Consider the following 18,599-nt stretch of genomic DNA (forward strand, 5'->3'; position numbering starts at 1 on the left):
ACGTGGGTTCCGGCTCTTTCTCTCGCCTGAGCCCCGGCGGGGGCGGAGTTGACAAGGTTAGTTGGAGGGCCACACCGGCAACCCTGGACAAGACTTGCGCGCTGGGAAGCAGCGCGGACTTGTGGCGATGTGCCGAGTTAGGTCGGGGCCGAGGGTGCTCCCGGAAAGGAGCGCCAGGCTGGCTCAAACGAAGGAGAGGTTCAAAGCGCGATGGGCGAAACGAAACCTGATCGCTACGACGTCATAATCGTGGGCGCGGGCCCGGCGGGCATCTTCTCCGCGCTCGAGCTCGTGGAGGCGACAAGCGGCCGGATCAAGATTATCATCACCGAGAAGGGCTCAGACCTGGATGCCAGGGTCTGTCCCTCCAACGAGGGCAAGACCGCGTGTCGTCGGTGTCGGCCGTGCAGTATCGTGTCGGGGTGGGGCGGTGCCGGCGCGTTCAGCGACGGGAAACTCACCCTGTCAACGAAGGTCGGGGGAATGCTCGACGTATACGTGAGCGATCAGAAGCTCAAGGAGCTCATCGAATACGTGGACGGAATCTACCTCGGGTTCGGGGCCCCCACCAAGGTTTACGGGGGCGACGAGGAGGCGCTTCACGAGCTCGAGCGGAAAGCCCTCATGGCGGAGCTGAAGTTCATTCCCGCGAAGATCAGGCACCTGGGCACGGGCAAGACCAAGGATATACTGGACGGCATGAAGAAGCACCTCGCCCGATATGCCGAGATAGCGCTTCGCGAGAGCGCAACTAGGATCTTGGCGCAAGACGGCAAGGTTGTCGGGGTTGAGACGTCCAAGGGCCGCACCATCTTAGGGGACTACGTCATCGTGGCCCCTGGGAGGGACGGTGCCGAGTGGCTCGTCCAGGAGGCGCGCAGGCTTGGGCTCTCAATGGCCATCAATCCTGTGGACATCGGCGTGCGTGTGGAGCTGCCGGCCGTGGTGGCGGAGCCTCTCACGAACGTGGCGTACGAGTCAAAGCTCATCTATCACTCGCGTTCCTTTGACGATAAGGTGCGCACCTTCTGCATGTGTCCTTACGGCGAGGTTGTCACCGAGAGCTCGGACGGGCTGATCACGGTCAATGGTCACACTCATTTTGAGAAGAAGACGGAGAACACCAATTTCGCGCTTCTTGTGAGCAAGACCTTCACCGAGCCGTTCAAGGACCCCATAGCGTACGGCAAATACGTGGCTGGTCTCGCAAACCTCCTCGGCGGAGGGGTGATCGTCCAGAGGCTGGGCGACCTGATCACGGGCCGCCGGTCTACCAAGGAGAGGCTCTCCAAGGGCACGGTCGTGCCCACGCTGGAGGACGCCACTCCGGGCGACCTGAGCTTGGTGTTTCCATACAGGCATCTCGTAAGCATCATAGAAATGCTCAAGGCGCTCGACGCTGTGGCGCCGGGCGTCTATGGGCGCAACACCCTGCTGTACGGGGTCGAGGTCAAGTTCTATTCGTCCCGCCTGTCGGTGACCAGCTCCCTCGAGACGCAGGTGAAGAACCTCTTCGCTATCGGCGACGGCGCCGGCATCACAAGGGGGCTCATGCAGGCGTCCGCTTCAGGCGTCGTGGCGGCCCGGGAGATCCTTAGCCGGCTCGGAAAGCGCTGACTCGGAAGGCCCAAAGTCGTTGTTGACGGCGGATGGCACATAAGCTATACTCAAAGTTGGCAATAGTGGGAATGCTTACGTGGGCCAGGGGGAGTATTTACAGTGAGAGGAGAAGGGAGGCTGCGCGGATGATCAGCAGAGTGCCATGCATCGTCAAGGTACGGCTTGCCGGTGTTGCCGCACGCCGCGCGCTCGTCAGCGCGCGTTCTAATGGCGGTTCCGTTCGTGCGCGGCCTGACCCTGTCCTGTAGCTGGTAGATAATGGCAGGGTCGTGGGCCGCACGAGTGCCCACGACCCTTTCTATTTGGCGCCACGTAGGCCGTGGCGTTCGCTTCAGGAGAGTCGTGGGAGGACCCGGCTCTCCTTTTTGGTTTTCTGCTAGCGAATGGATTTCTCCACTCTGGCTTTGCAGCGCCAGGGTTTGAAGGCGAGGTTTGGAGAGGATGCAGGAGCGAGAGACAGCACTTGAGTGCATCGGCGCGCGGAAGGCGTTCTATGTGAGGAAAGAGACGGCGCCCAAGACGGCCAAGACAAGACCATCCAGCACGTGCCAGGCCGAGGCCCAGCCAACCCCGGCAACGGAGAGGCATACCGGCGGGGAGGCGGTCGTGCAACCCAACGTGGCGAGGAAAGGGCCTGGCATTCGGGCCGGGGAAGCTGGAACGGGTGAGGTCTGTGGGACCGGTCAGCCCGCGGGCGTGAACGGGAGGGAGCGGCCAAGGCTGGCAGTGCAGAGGGCGGTCGCCGCGCTCTTTCCAAGGAGCGTGAGAGTAGAGGCTGTATCGGGCGTGACGTTCAGCGTAAAGCGCGGCGAGATATTTGGCATCCTAGGGCCCAACGGCTCGGGCAAATCCACGCTCATCAGGCTCATCTCCACGTTGCTCCTGCCTGACGAGGGCGAGATCAGGGTGTTCGGCCACGACGTGGTAAAGGAACGTTTCGCGGTGAGACGCTTGATAAACCGCGTGTCCGTGGAGGCTGCCTTCTTCAAGAAGCTGTCGGCCATGGAGAATCTCAGCTACGCCGCGCGTCTCTACGACGTCGACATCCGCTGGGCGCGCCGAAAAGCCATCGATATCTTGACCCGCCTGGGTTTCAGCGAGAGCAAGGCGTACGAGCCGCTCGAGGACCTATCCCGCGGCATGCAGCAGAAGGTCGCCGTGGCAAGGGCGTTGCTGACGTCCCCTGTGCTTCTGCTGCTCGACGAGCCGACGACCGGGCTCGACCCGGTGTCCAAACGCGAGGTGCAGGATTACGTCCTTGAGGTAAGGGACTCCCATGACACGACGGTCATCCTGACCACCCACGACATGCAGGAGGCTGACAGGTTGTGCGACAGGGTGGCGATCATCGACCAGGGCAGGTTCGTGGCCTTGGATACGCCCGGCCATCTCAAAGAGAGCCTCGCTACGAACGGGGAGACGGTGACTTTGGAGGACGTGTTCTTCGCGCTTACTGGGAAAGCGCTGAAGGAGTCGCATCCCGAGGAGGCGGATTAGCGTGGTTGAACTCGCAAGAGAGCTGAGGAGGAGCTACGCTCTAGTGGAGCGGAACTTCAACCTCATCAAGCGATACATAGGCTGGGAGATCGTGTTTCTCATATATACGGTGGTGAACACTCTTACGATTGCGTTCATCGGCGTGAACCCCGCCGGGGCGGCCACCGGCGGGGGTGCCGGGGGAGGCGCAGGCGCAGCCATGGGCGGCGACAGGGTGCTCTACCTCGTCGTCGGTGCGCTTCTTTGGGGATTTCTGTCCGTGCTTTTTCACGAGGTCGCGGAGTCGGTGCAATGGGAGCGCTGGGAAGGAACCATCGAATACTCGTTCATGGCGCCAATGAAAAGGCTATCGTATCTCGGTGGGGTGTGCCTGTACGCTGCGACGTACGGAGCCGTGAGGACCGTCGTGGTCATGATCGCGGTTGCGGCCCTGTTCAAGTTGGACCTTGCCAGTGCTAACCTGGGCGCCGCGCTCGCCGTGCTCATACTGTCCAGCCTCTCGTTCATCGGCGTCGGGCTGATGGCTGCGGTCTTGCCGTTATTGTCCCCGGAGCGAGGCTCGCAGGCGGCGCACATCCTGGAGGCGGCGATCCTACTCGTGTCGGGCGTGTACTACGAAGTGGACGTCTTGCCTACATGGCTCCGGCCGCTTTCCCGGCTTTCGCCCGCCACATACACGCTCCGAGCCGCGCGTGCGGCCCTGCTTGAGAATGCCTCGATTCGAGACATCGGTGGTGACCTCATACTTCTCCTTGTCATCGGAGTGGTCTTGATCCCGCTGGGCCTCAAGGTATTTGACTTGGGCGAGCTTCACGCGATGCGCACGGGGAAACTCAAGAGAAGCGGTTGATACATTGATGAGGAGGGTCGTTTGTGCTATAATCAGGCCGTTGAGCGTTGACGCGGCGGCAGCGTGTCCGGGAGGTGAGCGAGTTGAAGAAGGGGATTCATCCTGAGTACTTCATAACCACCGTCACTTGCGCGTGTGGCGAGAAGTTCGAGGTCGGGTCGACCCGCAAGGACCTTAGGGTCGAGATATGCTCAAAGTGCCATCCGATGTTCACCGGCAAGCAGAGGATAGTCGATACCGGCGGCCGGGTGGAACGGTTCAAGAAGAGGCACGGCCTGTCGTAACAGACGGAACTCATTCGAAGCGAAAGCAGAGCCCAGGCGGCTCTGTTTTTGTGAAGAGGGGAAACGTGTTGAGAAAGGGAGAAGCGCCCGGACGGATCGAGGCCATAGTTGGTCCCATGTTCAGCGGCAAGACCGAGGAGCTCATACGCCGCGTGAAGCGGGCCAGGATCGCCGGGCTTGAAGTGCAGGTTTACAAGCCGGCCATAGATGACAGGTACAGCGCACGCGAAGTCAGCTCGCATTCCGGAGGCAGGATGGACGCGGTGCTCGTGGAGGGTGCCGCAGAGGTGCTGCGGGCGACCGCCCACGGAGAGGCCGTGGATGTGGTCGCCATAGATGAGGCCCAGTTTTTTGACGAGGCAATAGTCGGGGTGTGCGATGCGCTCGCGTCAAACGGCGTGCGCGTCATCGTGGCAGGGCTGGACACGGATTTCCGGGGCGAGGCGTTCGTCCACATGGCCAAGATAATGGCCATCGCAGACCAGGTGACCAAGCTGGATGCGGTGTGCGAGGTGTGCGGGGCACCCGCGACGCGGAGCCAAAGGATCATCAACGGAATGCCCGCGCGCTTCGATGATCCCATAGTACTCGTTGGGGCGAAGGAGTCGTATCAGGCCAGGTGTCGCAAGTGCCACGTGGTGCCTGGTAAGGAGGCGCTTTCGATTTGAGCGGGGACTTCTTTTATGGCGGCCAGGCGGTCATCGAGGGCGTGATGATGCGGGGCAGGAAGGCCATCGCGATAGCGGTGAGATGCCCGGACTTGACGGTCGCGGTGACAAGGCAGCCCATCGGGACGCTTACCGCGAAGTACCCCGCGCTCCGGCTTGCTTTCGTGCGCGGGGTGGTGGCGTTCATCGAAACGCTGATCGTAGGAATCCGCGCGCTCATGTTCTCGGCTGACCAGGCTGCGGGCGAGGGCGAGGAGGAGAAACTGAAGCCATGGGAACTCACCCTCACTCTCCTCGTGTCGCTCGCCGTGTTCGTGGCTCTGTTCATAGTGCTGCCGAACCTCGTGGCCGTCCTGTTGCAAAAGTGGCTCCGTTCCACGGTCGCCGTGAACCTCGCCGAAGGCGTGTTCCGCCTGGTCGTGTTCCTCGGTTACATTGTCGCTGTGTCGCGGCTGCAAGATATTCAGCGGGTATTCCAGTACCACGGTGCCGAGCACAAGGTCATCCACAGCTTCGAGGCGGGAGAGGAGCTTGTGGTCGAGAACGCCAGGCGCCACAGCACGCTACACCCGAGGTGCGGCACGGCCTTCCTGCTCATCGTCATGGTCATCATGGTGCTCATGTTCTCGCTGCTCGGAAGGACGTCCCTGCTCCTCCGGATCGCTACGCGTCTTGCGCTTCTGCCACTGGTCACCGGGGTATCCTACGAGGTGGTGAGGCTCGCAGGGCGGCGCAACCCACCGCGCATCGTCGAGCTTGCCATCACGCCCGGGCTGTGGCTCCAAAAGCTCACGACCCGTGAGCCGGATGACGCCCAGCTTGAGGTGGCTATCGCCGCTCTGAAAGAGGTGCTTGAAGCGGACGGCGTCTAGACGTGCCTCTGCGTCAAGGGTGGTCACGCAGGGTGTGGTTTGCCGGGACGAGATTCGGGCATGCACCTCTCCACGCCCCGGCTTCGCGCGATTGCTCGAGGCGGGGGATGCCGCTCGTCCGGCGGCGCGCCCGCGCGCGGTCGGGTTGAGGGGGTGAGATCGATGTTGGACAGGCTTGACGCGCTCGAACAAAGGTACGAGGACCTCGAGGCTACGCTCGCGGATCCGGCGGTCGTTGCCGACCAGGAGAGATACCAGAAGTCGGCGAAAGCCCACGCCAGCCTTGAGGAGATCGTCACGAAATACAGAGAGTACAAGAAGACCTGCGCCGAGATCAACGACGCACGGGAGATGCTCAAGTCGGGTGCGGACCCGGAGCTCGAACAGTTCCTCCGGTCCGAGCTCGATAGGCTCAAAGCAGAGGAGTCGCGGCTCGAGAGGGAACTCAAGATCCTGCTTCTCCCGAAGGATCCCAACGACGAAAAGGATGTCATAATGGAGATTCGCGCGGGCACGGGCGGTGAAGAGGCGGCTCTATTCGCTGCCGACCTCTACAGGATGTACGCCCGCTACGCCGAGCAGCAGGGCTGGCAGATCGAGATCATGAGCTCGAACCCGACTGACCTTGGTGGGTTCAAGGAGATCATATTCGCCGTTCAGGGGCGCGGCGCGTACAGCAAACTCAAATATGAGAGCGGCGTTCACAGGGTCCAGCGTGTGCCGACCACCGAGGCTGGAGGGCGCATTCACACGTCCACGGCCACCGTGGCGGTCTTGCCCGAAGCCGAGGAAGTCGAGGTGGACATCCGTCCCGAAGACCTTCGCATCGACGTATACCGGTCCACCGGGCACGGCGGACAGAGCGTCAACACCACCGACTCGGCGGTGAGGGTGACCCATATTCCCACGGGAATGGTCGTCACGTGCCAGGACGAAAAATCGCAGCTCAAAAACAAGGAGAAGGCCCTGCGGGTGCTTCGCGCCAGGCTTCTCGACAAGCTTCAGCGAGAACAGAAGGCTGAGATGGATGAGGCCAGGCGCATGCAGGTTGGGACCGGCGAACGGAGCGAGCGGATCCGCACGTACAATTTCCCGCAGAACCGCGTGACGGACCACCGGATCGACCTCACTCTCTACAAACTCGGCCAGGTCCTCGAGGGAGACTTGGACGAGATAATCACCGGGCTCATCACGGTCGACCAAAGCGAGAGGTTGAAGAAGATTGGCTAGGCCTGTCGGGATCGTTACGGTTCGGGACGCGCTGCGCGTGGCCACGACGCGACTGGCCGATGCCGGGATCCCCACGCCGCGCCTGGACGCGGAGGTCTTGCTGGCGCACGTGCTCGGGACGCGGCGCGAGGTCCTGTACGCCCATCCAGAGAGGCGGCTCGAGCCTGACGAATACGCGGCATACCAGGCAGCCCTGGAGCGGCGGCTCACGAGGCTGCCTGTGGCCTACATAACAGGCAGGAAAGAGTTCATGTCCCTTGAGTTCGTCGTGGACGAGAACGTGCTCATCCCTAGGCCCGAGACGGAGACGCTCGTTGAAACGGTGATCGAACGGCTCAGGGCACGTGAGGGAGGTGCCACGATCGTTGCGGACATCGGCACCGGCAGTGGGGCGATCGCGGTGAGCATCGCATGGTTCGTTCGTGACGTGTCGCTCGTCGCCGTTGACATCTCTCCCGAGGCGCTCCGCGTGGCGCGTGAGAACGCCAGCCGTCACGGGGTCGAGAAGAGGATCCAGTTCCTGCAAGGCGATCTGCTCTCGCCCCTCGAGGGGCGAGGTCTCGAGGGCAGGGTGTTCGCCATTGTGAGTAACCCGCCTTACCTCTCTCGTAGAGCCATGGCGAGCCTTCCGCCGGAGGTCGCGAAGGAACCGCGCGTGGCCCTCGCCGGGGGAGAACAGGGCGTCGACTTCGCGCGCGCGATTCTCGAGGGCGCGCCAAGATACCTTTCGGACGGCGGGTTCGTTGCGCTCGAAGTCGGCCATGACCAGGCTGGCCTCGTGAGAGGCTTTGCAGCGGAGGAGCTCGGGTACTCGTCTGTGGATGTGGTTCGCGACTACGCCGGAACAGAACGCGTGGTCGTGGCGGTGGCGGGCCGCGCCCACGCGCGGAACGAGCGATGATGTGATGGTATCTCGAAAGGAGGACGAGACGGCTGGCCATAGTGCCTCGCTCACGTGGTTGCCGTTTCTTGAGAAGTGGAAGCGCGCGGTTCCCGTATGATCGGGGGGACAGAGATAATACGGCTGGACCCAGGTCGTCCGGACATGGCGGCCATCCGGAGGGCCGCGGAGGTGATTCGCGCGGGCGGCCTGGTGGCGTTCCCGACTGAGACCGTCTACGGACTCGGCGCGGACGGCCTTTCGGCCCGCGCTGTCGCAAGGATATTCGAGGCTAAGGGCCGGCCGCAAGACAATCCCCTCATACTTCACGTCGCCGCTCCCGAGGATGCCCGCCGCGTGGTGCTGAGCGTGCCGCACTCTGCGAGGATGCTCATGGAAAGGTTTTGGCCCGGTCCCCTCACGCTGGTGCTCCCGAAGAGGCCGGAGGTTCCCGACGAGGTGTCGGCAGGCCTCGCGACTGTGGGAGTACGCATGCCCGACAACACCATTGCTCTCACTCTCATAGCAGAGTCCGGCGTTCCCATCGCTGCTCCGAGCGCCAACGCGTCAGGACGGCCGAGCCCTACGTCAGCTGACCACGTCATCGCCGACCTCGCCGGGAGGATTGAGATGATCCTCGACGGTGGGCCCACTAGTGTGGGCGTGGAGTCCACTGTTGTGGACATGACCTCGAGCCCTCCGACCGTCCTGAGGCCCGGAGGAGTCACCGTCGAAGAACTGCGTGAGGTGCTTGACGCCGTGGACGTGGCGGCCGCGGATTCCGTCGCGCCGCCGACGAGCGGCCCGGTGCGGTCCCCCGGGATGAAATACACGCATTACGCGCCAAAGACCCCCGTGATCCTCGTGGAGGGCGATGCGGGCGCAGTCGCCCGGCGCATCCTCCGTGAAATCGAGATGCGCCGCGCTGCGGGCGATAGAGTAGGCGTGATGTGCTCGCGTGAGACCGAGGAGATGTACGCCGGCCGGGCTGACATAGTTCGCGCAGTAGGGTCGCGGGCGGACCTCGCGACCGTCGCGGCCGCCCTCTTCGCCACGTTACGCCTCTTCGACACCGACGGGGTTGACGTGGTGTTCGCAGAGGGATTCGACCAGAGGGGCCTGGGATTCGCCATCATGAACAGGCTGCGCCGCGCCTCGGGCGGCCGCATCATCCACGCTTGAGCCCAGTCGGGCGCTCAGCGGGAGTGCAGGAATCTTCGCGGTTTTCGAGAGGGGTTGCTGATGATCGCACGATGGGTGCCGTCAGCATTCGGCCGCTGGCCTTGCGGACCAGATTCCGTCGAGATGTTCCGCTTGGGGCGCCGCCCGTGAGTGCAAGGCCGGCGACGGGCCGACTGATACGCACACACCTCTGGGAGGTGGCAGGTAATGGCACTGCCCAAGCGAATCGTGGTGGTATGCAGCGGGAACACGTGCAGGAGTGCCATGGCCGAAGCAATGCTGCGCAAGGCCCTCGCGGATGAGTTTGGTGCGCGGGCTTGCGGCGTGACGGTCGAGTCAGCCGGCCTTTTCGCCAGCGAGGGCGAACCGGCTTCTGAGAACGCCCGGGCGGTCATGATGGAGCGAGGCATCGACATCTCGTCCCATCGGGCGCGTGTGCTAAGCGAGGACGTGGTGGAGGGCGCCGACCTCGTCCTCGTCATGACAGCCGCTCACAAGCAGATCCTGCTCGAGAGGCATCCTTCGTTGAAGGGGAAGGTTTTCACGCTCAACGAGTTTGCCGGCCTCGAGGGCGAACTCGGCACCGACACGCGTGATCCGTTCGGAGGATCGGTGAGCGTATACCGGGCAGCAGCCGATGCCATCGAGAAGGCCGTCGCGCGCTCGGTGAAGCGGATCGGAGAAATGTGTGCGGAAAACCGCACGGGGTCGAAGGAACCCTCGGGACACGAGTAGAAGTTATTACGCTGACCACGTGCGGTGTCGTGGGTTTCCATCTCTTTCCCCGGAGATGCTGGGGTTGCCGGTGCTTGCACGACGGGCCGTGGAGAGTTCGGTGAGAGCGCATGGCGAATTCGAACAAGTCACGGCGCGGGCGAGCCGTGCCTGGAGGGCAGGGCCGACAGCCCGGGGTAGGGCCTCGGGATTGAAAAGCAACGCGAACCTCTGGCCATCCAGCTAGGGAGGTGCTGCACCAGTGAGAGTTGCCATAGGCAGCGACCATGCCGGCTTCGAGATGAAAGAGATCCTCAAGGAGTTCGTGAGATCCCTCGGGCACGCGGTCGAGGACTTCGGCGCGCCGTCCTCCGACCCTGTGGATTACCCCGACATAGGTTACAAGGTGGCGAGGGAGGTCGCGTCCGGCCGGTTCGACAGGGGCATTCTCATATGCGGGACAGGCATAGGTATGTCCATCGTCGCGAACAAGGTGCCGGGGGTGCGCGCCGCGCTCGTGGGGGACACCGAGACTGCGAGGCTCGCACGCGAGCACAATGACGCGAACATTCTGGCCCTCGGTGCAAGGGTCGTCCGGCCCGAGTATGTACGGGACATCGTGAGGGTCTTCCTGGAAACAAGTTTCGCGGGCGGGCGGCACGCTCGACGCGTGGAGAAGATCGCGCTGGGAGAAGCGGGAAAGGGGAAGTGAGAATGTCCAAAGTCCACCTCATCGATCACCCTCTCATTCAACACAAGCTCACGTTCATCAGGGACAAGAACACGGGCGCCAAAGACTTTCGAGACCTCGTGAGCGAGGTCTCGACGCTCATGGCTTACGAGGTCACCCGCGATTTCCCTCTCGAGGACGCCGAGGTGGAAACGCCGATAGGTCCGGCCAAAACCAAGGTCATTGCCGGGAAAAAGGTCGGCATCATAGCGATCCTGAGAGCTGGCCTCGGCATGGTGGACGGAATGTTGAGGCTGATACCTGCCGCGAAGGTCGGGCACATCGGCATTTACCGTGACCCGGAGACACTGAAGCCCGTGGACTATTACTGCAAGCTCCCGCCGGACGTGTCTGAGCGCGATCTGATAGTGGTCGACCCGATGCTCGCGACTGGCGGGTCTGCCACAGCAGCGATCAGGTTCCTCAAGCAGCGGGGCGCCGCCAATATCAAACTAGTGGTCCTCATCGCCGCGCCGGAGGGCATCAAGATGGTACAAGAACACCATCCCGACGTCGACATCTTCACTGCGGCGATAGACGAACGTCTGAACTCCCACGGGTATATAGTGCCCGGCTTGGGCGACGCTGGCGACAGACTCTTCGGCACGAAGTAACGCGACACCTGCGGGCGGCGGCCGCCGGCGGCTGCGGGTTAGCGCGCCGGCCGCGGCGGCCACGCGCGGCCGATCGGCGGCGGCTGCGGGCGGGAGCTGTAGCGGTCGCCGCGTGACCGACCGGTTGGCGCCCAAGCTGCAGAAGGGCCGGGCGAGGAAGGGCGAGGGGATGGAGGGTGGAACTCAACGACGAGGCGCGTGAGCGGCCTTCCTGGGACGAGTACTTCATGGAGATCGCGCGGATCGTGGCAAGCCGATCAACCTGCCTTCGCCGCCACGTGGGAGCGATCGCCGTGAGGGACAGGCGGATCTTGGCGACCGGTTACAACGGCGCGCCCACAGGGCTTGCGCATTGCGCTGAAGTGGGGTGCCTTCGTGCCCAGCGGGATGTTCCGTCGGGCGAGAGGCACGAACTCTGTCGTGGTTTACATGCGGAGCAGAACGTGATCGTGCAGGCAGCGTTGCACGGCATAAGCATCAGAGGCGCAACCATATACTGTACAAACCACCCGTGCGTCCTGTGCGCCAAGATGCTCGTAAACGCGGGCGTTACGGAGATCGTATACGCTGGGGAATACCCAGATGATCTGGCCTCGGGCATCCTTGGGGAGGCCGGGATCAAAGTAAGGCGTTTCGTTTGATTTTGTACGGGTGTACCTTGACGCGGGTTTGAAGCCGCGGTTACAATGAGCTTGATTGGGTCCTAAGCTGGGAATCTACTGAGTTTGTCTTGCTCAGGTGCGGTCCCGGCGTCCGGAGCGCTTACGCCATTTGGGCGTCGCTCCTGGTTCTGTCGGAGAGGAAGTGCGAAACCGGTATGTCCCCTTATGTCCTCGTCTTCGCGGAGGCCTTCGCCATTACCCTCGTCTTGACGCCGATCGTGCGCGCGGGCGCCTTGCGCGCCGGCCTGGTGTACATGCCGAACTCGCGGACGGTCCACACGCGGCCCATGCCGGTGCTCGGCGGGGCGGCGATCTTCGCCGGGTTCTTGACGGTGATCCTCCACCGGGTGGGCCTCGGCCATGATATGCTGGGTCTTTTGGTGGGCGGGGCCATTGTCTTCGCGGTCGGGGTACGCGACGACGTCCGCGAGCTCCCGGCGTTGCCGAAGTTCCTCGGGCAACTCGCCGCGGCAGTGGCCGCGGTGTGGCTCGGCGTCCGCATCGAGTTCGTCACGAACCCGTTCGGTCCGGGCATGATATACCTGGGCTGGTGGGGCATTCCCGTGACGCTGTTCTGGATCCTGGCTCTCACGAACGTAGTGAACTTCCTGGATGGTCTCGATGGTTTGGCAGCCGGCGTGTCCTCGATAGCCGCGTTTGCGCTGTTCTCGGTTGCCGCATCGCGAGGTCAGGCTTTCGCGGCGAGTCTCGCCGTCGCCCTCGCCGGCTGCGCCGTGGGATTTCTCCCCTTCAACTTCAACCCCGCGAAGATATTCATGGGGGATGCCGGCGCCATGTTCCTCGGGTTTGCCATCGCGGTGATCTCGGTGGAAGGAGCCTTGAAAGGCGCGGCCACCATCGCTCTCGCCATCCCCATGTTCGCGCTGGGTGTGCCGATCATAGATACCGCGTTCGCCATCGCGCGGAGGGTCCACAACGGAACGCCGTTCTATCAAGCTGATAAGGATCACATCCACCACCGCCTGCTCGCCAAGGGGTTTTCCCATCGGGGCGCGGTGATATTGATCTACCTCGTCAGCGGCGTGCTGGCTTCGTGCGCCGTTCTGATGGCGCGTGTTCACGCCACGGCCACGTTGTACCTGGTCCTTGCGATCGTGGCAGGCGCTGCGATGGCGGGGCTGAGCCGGCCCAGAGGGGCCCGCGGGGTACATTCGCGGGCGAACGCTGGAACACACACACATGTTCCCCATGGGCAGGCATGAAGAACCTGCCCGTCGGCACGCTCACACACCTAAGAACGAACCCGCGCGTCCGCAAGCAATCGGCCCAAGGGGGGTGCTTCATGCCCCGCAAGAAAGTCATGGCGGTCTTTGGAACGCGGCCGGAGGCCATAAAGATGGCGCCTGTGGTGCGCGCCTTACGGAACTGCAATGCCATTGACTGCGTCGTGGTGGTGACGGCGCAGCACCGGGAGATGCTCGACCAAGTGTTGCGCCTCTTCAACATCGTGCCCGACTACGATCTCGATATCATGCGCGAGGGGCAGTCGCTCACCGACATCGCGGTGAGGGCGCTCGCCGGGCTTGAGGCGCCTCTGGTGAACGAAAGGCCCGACCTCGTTCTGGTCCACGGGGACACGTCCACGACGTTTGTCGCGAGCCTGGTCGCTTTCTATCACCACGTGCAAGTGGGGCACGTCGAGGCGGGGCTGAGGACACGCGACAAGTATTTTCCGTTTCCGGAGGAAATGAACAGGCGACTTACCGGGTGTCTCGCGGATATCCATTTCGCGCCTGTGGAGAACCACAAGCGGAACCTTCTGGCGGAGGGGGTCGAGGCCGAGGCCATCCACGTGACCGGCAACACTGTGATCGACGCCTTGCTGGATGTGGCGGGTCAGCCTTATGAGTTCCGCGACCCGGCGCTCGCCGCCATCGACTTCGACCACCGGAAGGTGCTGTTGGTGACCGCGCACCGCCGCGAGAACCTGGGCGAACCCATGCGGGAGATATGCCGCGCCCTGAAAGACATCGTGGAGGACTATCCCGACGTAGAGGTGGTTTTCCCAGTGCACATGAACCCGCTCGTAAGGGCGGATGTCATGGGGATCCTCCGAGGCATTCCTCGCGTTCACCTAATAGACCCCGTCGACTATCAGACCATGGTTGCGCTGATGAAGCGATGCTACATGGTGCTGACCGACTCCGGCGGCCTGCAAGAGGAGGCACCGTCGCTGGACAAGCCCGTCATCGTCCTGCGCGACGTGACGGAGCGGCCTGAGGGGCTCGACGCGGGCACGCTCGTCCTCGCCGGAACGGAGCGCAAGCGAATCGTGGAAAGGGCGAGTGAGCTCCTAGAGGACTCCGCAGCCTACGCCAGGATGGCGTGCGCCCGAAACCCGTACGGCGACGGCCGCGCATCGCAGCGCATCCTCGCAGTCCTTCTGTGGAGGTTCGGCCTATCTCTCGAGCGTCCAGAGGATTACAGCGGGTGAAACTGGGCACGATATGGTACCATGAACTGGCTCGCCGGGTTGAAGTTTCCAGTTGAAGCCCCCCGATGCCGGTGATACACTCTCTACGTGGCTGCGTAAAGGCCAATTGCGGGGTCCCGCAAGCGCGCGGCGGCTGATTGCCCGGGCTGACACTGGGCTTTTCAGAGAGGAGGAAACCGCTTGGACAGTATCCTCATCCGGGGAGGGGTGAGGCTCTCGGGGCGGGTTGTCGTGAGCGGCGCCAAGAACGCGGCGTTGCCAGCCATAGCAGCGGCGCTGCTCACTAGCGACGAGGTCACGGTCTCGGGGGTGCCGGCCCTGGATGATGTGGACACCATGTGTGAGCTATTGGAGAGCCTCGGCGTGTCCGTGAGCGTCGCCTCGGGGCGAGTGAGGCTCTGCACCTCCCACGCGGCGGCGGCTCAGGCTCCCTATGACCTCGTCAGGAGAATGAGGGCCTCGTTTCTAGTCGCGGGGCCGCTTCTCGCGCGGTTCGGCGCAGTGCGCATGCCTATGCCGGGCGGTTGCGCCATTGGTTCCAGACCCATAAACCTTCACCTCAAGGCGTTTGCGGCTATGGGCGCCGAGCTCGCAGTTGGGAACGGCTACATCGAAGCTGTCTCGCCCGCGCGTGGGCTGCGAGGGGCCCGCGTGTATCTGGATTACCCGAGCGTGGGTGCGACCGAGAACGCCATGATGGCGGCGGTCCTGGCCGACGGCGTCACCATCATTGAAAACGCCGCGCAGGAGCCGGAGGTCGTGGACCTCGCAAACCTGCTCTCGGCCATGGGCGCGAAGGTAAGGGGTGCGGGAACCGGAGTGATCAAGATCGAGGGCGTGCGCGAGCTGCACGGAACGACCCACGCGATCATACCCGACCGGATCGAAGCAGGTACTTTTATGACCGCCGCGGCGATCACCGGAGGGGACGTGATCGTCGACAACGTGGTCCCCGAGCACCTCGCGGCGGCCATAGCGAAGTTGCGCGAGGCGGGCGCGGTCATCGATACCCAAGGCTCCAGCCTGCGCGTGCGCGCGCCCCGGGACATCAAACCCCTTGACATCAAGACCATGCCGTATCCGGGATTTCCTACCGACCTGCAGGCACAATTCATGGCGCTTCTTTCTGTGGCTAGAGGCACGAGCGTTATCACCGAGACCGTGTTTGAGAACAGGTTCATGCACGTTGATGAGCTCATCCGGATGGGAGCGAAGATCAAGATAGACGGTCGCTCTGCCGTGGTGGAGGGTGTGGAGGCCCTGTCCGGAGCACCGGTGAAAGCCACCGACCTTCGGGCCGGGGCGGCTCTCGTTGTGGCGGCTCTCGCATCGCAAGGCGAGACCGAGATCTTCGGTGTTGGGCACATCGACCGCGGGTACGAAGCCATTGAACACAAGCTGCGTGCGCTGGGCGCGATTATAGAGAGACGCACTTGTGCCCCGAGATCGCTGGTCGCCGGAGGGACCGGCGCGTCCTAGGGTCTTAGGGATGGCGCCCCGCCCGTTGTTGTTCTATTCTGCCCCCGAGGCGCGTAAGGATAGCCTGGAATCCGCGTAAGACAAGCGGTTGCCTTTGGGCGGGGGGCAGGCTGGATGGACAGGGCGGTGGTGTTCTCCGTCGGGTTTTGCATTCTGGTGGTTCTCGTTGTGCCGTCTGTGCTGGTGCGCGGGTGTGACTTCGGAATCGCACCCCGCGAAAGGGCCGCGGGACCGAACATCAGGGTGTTCATGGTTTCCACTGGGCAGACGGTGGAGATGCCCCTGGACGAGTACGTCAGAGGCGTGGTCGCCGCGGAGATGCCGGCCTCGTTCGGGCTAGAGGCGCTGAAAGCGCAGGCGGTCGCGGCGCGCACGTTCGCCGTGAGGAGAATGAGACAGTTCGGAGGACCTGGGTGCACGGCTCACGCGGGCGCGGACGTGTGCACGGACAGCCAGCATTGCCAGGCGTGGGTATCCGATGACGAGCTGCGGAAGCGCCTCGGGTACCTCGAATACTACGCGTACGTGCGCAAGATAGCGAGCGCGGTCGAGTCCACCTCAGGGAAGGTCGTTACCTACCAGGGGAAGCCCATCGAGGCATACTACCACGCCGCTTCGGGTGGATCGACCGAGAACTCCGAGGACGTGTGGCAGACGGCCGTCCCTTACCTGCGGGCCGTGTCCACGCAGTTTGAGGCGAAGGAGCCGAGCTTCCAGGAGCGGGTCGAGTTCACCGTCGACGAGCTTGAGAAGAAACTCGGAGTCAAGCTGACGCAGAAGAAGGTGAGGACATACAAAGTCGCGGGCAAGGACGTCCAAGTGGTCGCCGAGGAGAAGATGGACCGGCCCATCGAGGTACTGAGCGCCTCGCCCACAGGAAGGGTTAAGGAGATCCGCATCGGCGACAAGATCTTCTCCGGTTTCTCGCTCCGTGAGGCCCTCGGGCTGCGCTCCACCAAGCTGACCTACCAGATGACTGGGGATAAGGTCTCCTTCACCACCACCGGCTACGGTCACGGCGTCGGGATGTCGCAGTACGGGGCCCAGGCCATGGCCCAAGCCGGCAAGACCTACGTAGATATCCTCAAGCACTACTATACGGGCACCGAAGTCACAACGCTTGCAGGAATAGAATCCCGCTGACCCAGGAATGAGATCCCGCTATTCCCTTCTTGGCGGTTCCCAGGCTACTGGTTGCACTCGAGGAGGTCCTCCGCACGGGAGTGCTTCACCATGCCGGGGGCTCGGGCTCGCGCGCGCTTTGGCGCGCGCTTTGCCTTTCTTCCCACACGTAGCCCGTCCGAAGCCAAGCTCGTCTCGGTATGGTGCTGCGCGTTTTCGTCACTTTCCTCGAGGGCTTTTTGAGGACGCCAGGGTTGACGGTGCTTGCACGATTGGCCGCCGAGGATTTGGCCAGCCTATGCACCGAATTCGGACGAGGCGCGCCGTAAGCGCGTCGCGCCTGGAAGGCAAGGCCGAATGCCTGCCCAACTCCCTATCACCCTCTTTCAGGGTCTGCATAGGCCTGCATAACCAGGAAACAAGTGGGGAGAATATCGCTGGGGTGATGGTATGGAGGGAAAGATGGGGAGAAGGAAGAGACAGCTATCTTCGGAAGGAAGCCGGGCGCGCCTTATGCGCCTCGTTCAGCACGGAGCTCGAACATGCGTGCGTGGTGTGGCGAACGCGTGGAGCAGCCTGTCGAGGGCGATGCCGCCCCGAAACATCGCGATGGTGGTGGCGGCGGGGGGCTTCGCCTTCGGGCTCGGGTTCGCGCTTGGACGGCTCAACATGTCTCCCGCGGCGCCTCTCCAGCGCGGCTACGTCACCATCGAGCCGCTGAAATCCGGGGACGCGGGAACGACCGTGGCCGAGGCTCCTCAACCGGAGACCACGGAAGGCAAAGCTGCGCCCGTGGATGCTCAGACTCCGCCAACGGGGGCGGCGGCGACCGAGGTGAGGCGCTCGTCACCAGCCGGTAGCGACGACGCCAGCTCAGGCGGGGAAACCGGCGACCAGACGGACGCGGAAGAGGGCCGGGGACAGACGGGCTCGAGCTCGGTCGGCAGGGAGGCAACGCCAGTGACAGCGGCCGTCCCCACCAACGTGGATGACACGTCCGGTTTGGTGGGACCTCGTCCGTCAGCTAGCGGCACGACGACGTCACACGGCGCGACCGGGGGCGGAGCTGTACCGGGCAGCGGTAGCGCTGAAACCCGGGCCGGGTCAGCGGGGACGCAGACAGCACGCGAAAAGGTGCTCATGCCCGTGCAAGGACGCGTGATCTCTGAGTTCGGGTGGAGGAGGCACCCAGTCTTCGCCGATTGGCGCTATCATACCGGGATCGACATCGCGGCCTCGGAGGGGATTCCAGTGAGGGCGGCGCTTTCTGGAAAGGTCGTGGAGGTGGATAACGACAGGCAACTAGGCCTTTACGTCGTCCTCGAACACCAGGGCGGGCTCCGCACGAAGTACGGGCACCTTCAGTCGAGCTCGGTGGCCCCGGGCGATCAAGTGGCCCAGGGACAATCCATCGGTAGGGCCGGATCGTCTGGCGTCACGTCCGGGTGCTACCTACACTTCGAGGTGATTCGCGGAGGAAAGGCGGAGGATCCCAGGGAATTCCTGTAGATGTCAGTAAGTAAGGCAAGGCTCACGTAAGGGCCCAGCCAGGGTTTCGCACCCCCCTTAAGGCGAAGCTTGAAGCCCCGCCCCGGCAGGGCCTGACATATCTCGCTGCTCCCCGAATATACATTGTATTAAACCGGGGGCAGGGGGGCAGTCGAGATGAGAGAGTACATCCGGCGTCGGGTGCTGGACGTGGCTGGCCACATCATCGAGACCAAGTCCACGGTCAGACAG

Annotated in this window: 19 protein-coding genes; all 19 read left to right on the plus strand. The window is 63.3% G+C overall.

All coding sequences use genetic code 11. The features are described 5' to 3' along the window. Positions 1–210: 210 nt before the first annotated feature. Positions 211–1,617 carry an NAD(P)/FAD-dependent oxidoreductase gene (locus tag GX515_09615; GenBank protein HHY33252.1) on the plus strand — a complete coding sequence of 469 codons (1,407 nt, stop codon included), beginning with the start codon at positions 211–213 and terminating at the stop codon, positions 1,615–1,617. Between the two features lie 444 nt (positions 1,618–2,061). Beyond that, entirely contained in the window at positions 2,062–3,117 is a 1,056-nt protein-coding gene (locus tag GX515_09620) for an ABC transporter ATP-binding protein (protein HHY33253.1), read from the plus strand. A gap of 1 nt (position 3,118) precedes the next feature. After that, positions 3,119–3,967: an ABC transporter permease gene (locus tag GX515_09625; GenBank protein ID HHY33254.1), complete on the plus strand. Its 849-nt coding sequence runs from the start codon at positions 3,119–3,121 to the stop codon at positions 3,965–3,967. Between the two features lie 83 nt (positions 3,968–4,050). Next, entirely contained in the window at positions 4,051–4,251 is a 201-nt protein-coding gene (rpmE, locus tag GX515_09630; GenBank protein HHY33255.1) for a 50S ribosomal protein L31, read from the plus strand. After that, complete coding sequence (locus GX515_09635) at positions 4,155–4,919, plus strand: thymidine kinase (protein HHY33256.1); 765 nt, start codon at positions 4,155–4,157, stop codon at positions 4,917–4,919. Before rpmE ends, GX515_09635 begins: the two co-directional genes overlap by 97 nt. 44 nt (positions 4,920–4,963) lie before the next feature. Continuing rightward, the gene (locus GX515_09640) at positions 4,964–5,791 is read left to right on the plus strand and encodes a DUF1385 domain-containing protein (GenBank protein HHY33257.1); all 828 of its coding nucleotides are present in this window, start codon (positions 4,964–4,966) and stop codon (positions 5,789–5,791) included. A gap of 162 nt (positions 5,792–5,953) precedes the next feature. Continuing rightward, complete coding sequence (gene prfA, locus GX515_09645; protein HHY33258.1) at positions 5,954–7,021, plus strand: peptide chain release factor 1; 1,068 nt, start codon at positions 5,954–5,956, stop codon at positions 7,019–7,021. Between the two features lie 10 nt (positions 7,022–7,031). After that, entirely contained in the window at positions 7,032–7,922 is an 891-nt protein-coding gene (gene prmC / locus GX515_09650) for a peptide chain release factor N(5)-glutamine methyltransferase (protein HHY33259.1), read from the plus strand. A gap of 96 nt (positions 7,923–8,018) precedes the next feature. Further along, positions 8,019–9,083 (plus strand): threonylcarbamoyl-AMP synthase, encoded by a 1,065-nt coding sequence (locus tag GX515_09655; protein HHY33260.1) that lies wholly within the window; start codon positions 8,019–8,021, stop codon positions 9,081–9,083. Positions 9,084–9,296: 213 nt separating this feature from the next. Further along, entirely contained in the window at positions 9,297–9,818 is a 522-nt protein-coding gene (locus tag GX515_09660) for a low molecular weight protein arginine phosphatase (protein HHY33261.1), read from the plus strand. Between the two features lie 241 nt (positions 9,819–10,059). Beyond that, positions 10,060–10,509, plus strand: a complete 450-nt coding sequence (gene rpiB, locus GX515_09665; protein HHY33262.1) for a ribose 5-phosphate isomerase B — start codon at positions 10,060–10,062, stop codon at positions 10,507–10,509. 2 nt (positions 10,510–10,511) lie between these two features. Beyond that, entirely contained in the window at positions 10,512–11,141 is a 630-nt protein-coding gene (upp, locus tag GX515_09670; protein HHY33263.1) for a uracil phosphoribosyltransferase, read from the plus strand. Between the two features lie 176 nt (positions 11,142–11,317). Next, positions 11,318–11,782, plus strand: coding sequence for a cytidine deaminase (locus tag GX515_09675; GenBank protein ID HHY33264.1), 465 nt, complete (start codon positions 11,318–11,320; stop codon positions 11,780–11,782). 176 nt (positions 11,783–11,958) lie between these two features. Beyond that, a complete protein-coding gene (locus GX515_09680; GenBank protein HHY33265.1) occupies positions 11,959–13,026 on the plus strand; it encodes an undecaprenyl/decaprenyl-phosphate alpha-N-acetylglucosaminyl 1-phosphate transferase in 1,068 nt (355 codons plus the stop codon). An 80-nt stretch (positions 13,027–13,106) separates the two neighbouring features. Further along, positions 13,107–14,258, plus strand: a complete 1,152-nt coding sequence (gene wecB, locus GX515_09685) for a UDP-N-acetylglucosamine 2-epimerase (non-hydrolyzing) (GenBank protein ID HHY33266.1) — start codon at positions 13,107–13,109, stop codon at positions 14,256–14,258. A gap of 180 nt (positions 14,259–14,438) precedes the next feature. Next, positions 14,439–15,737 (plus strand): UDP-N-acetylglucosamine 1-carboxyvinyltransferase, encoded by a 1,299-nt coding sequence (gene murA / locus GX515_09690; protein ID HHY33267.1) that lies wholly within the window; start codon positions 14,439–14,441, stop codon positions 15,735–15,737. A gap of 114 nt (positions 15,738–15,851) precedes the next feature. Beyond that, entirely contained in the window at positions 15,852–16,880 is a 1,029-nt protein-coding gene (spoIID, locus tag GX515_09695) for a stage II sporulation protein D (GenBank protein ID HHY33268.1), read from the plus strand. A gap of 525 nt (positions 16,881–17,405) precedes the next feature. Then, entirely contained in the window at positions 17,406–18,368 is a 963-nt protein-coding gene (locus GX515_09700; GenBank protein HHY33269.1) for a peptidoglycan DD-metalloendopeptidase family protein, read from the plus strand. A gap of 156 nt (positions 18,369–18,524) precedes the next feature. Next, a partial coding sequence (locus GX515_09705) for a stage III sporulation protein D (GenBank protein ID HHY33270.1) occupies positions 18,525–18,599 on the plus strand: 75 nt, incomplete at its 3' end.

Source organism: Bacillota bacterium (genome assembly GCA_012842395.1).
In the GTDB taxonomy this organism is placed as follows: domain Bacteria; phylum Bacillota; class SHA-98; order UBA4971; family UBA4971; genus UBA6256.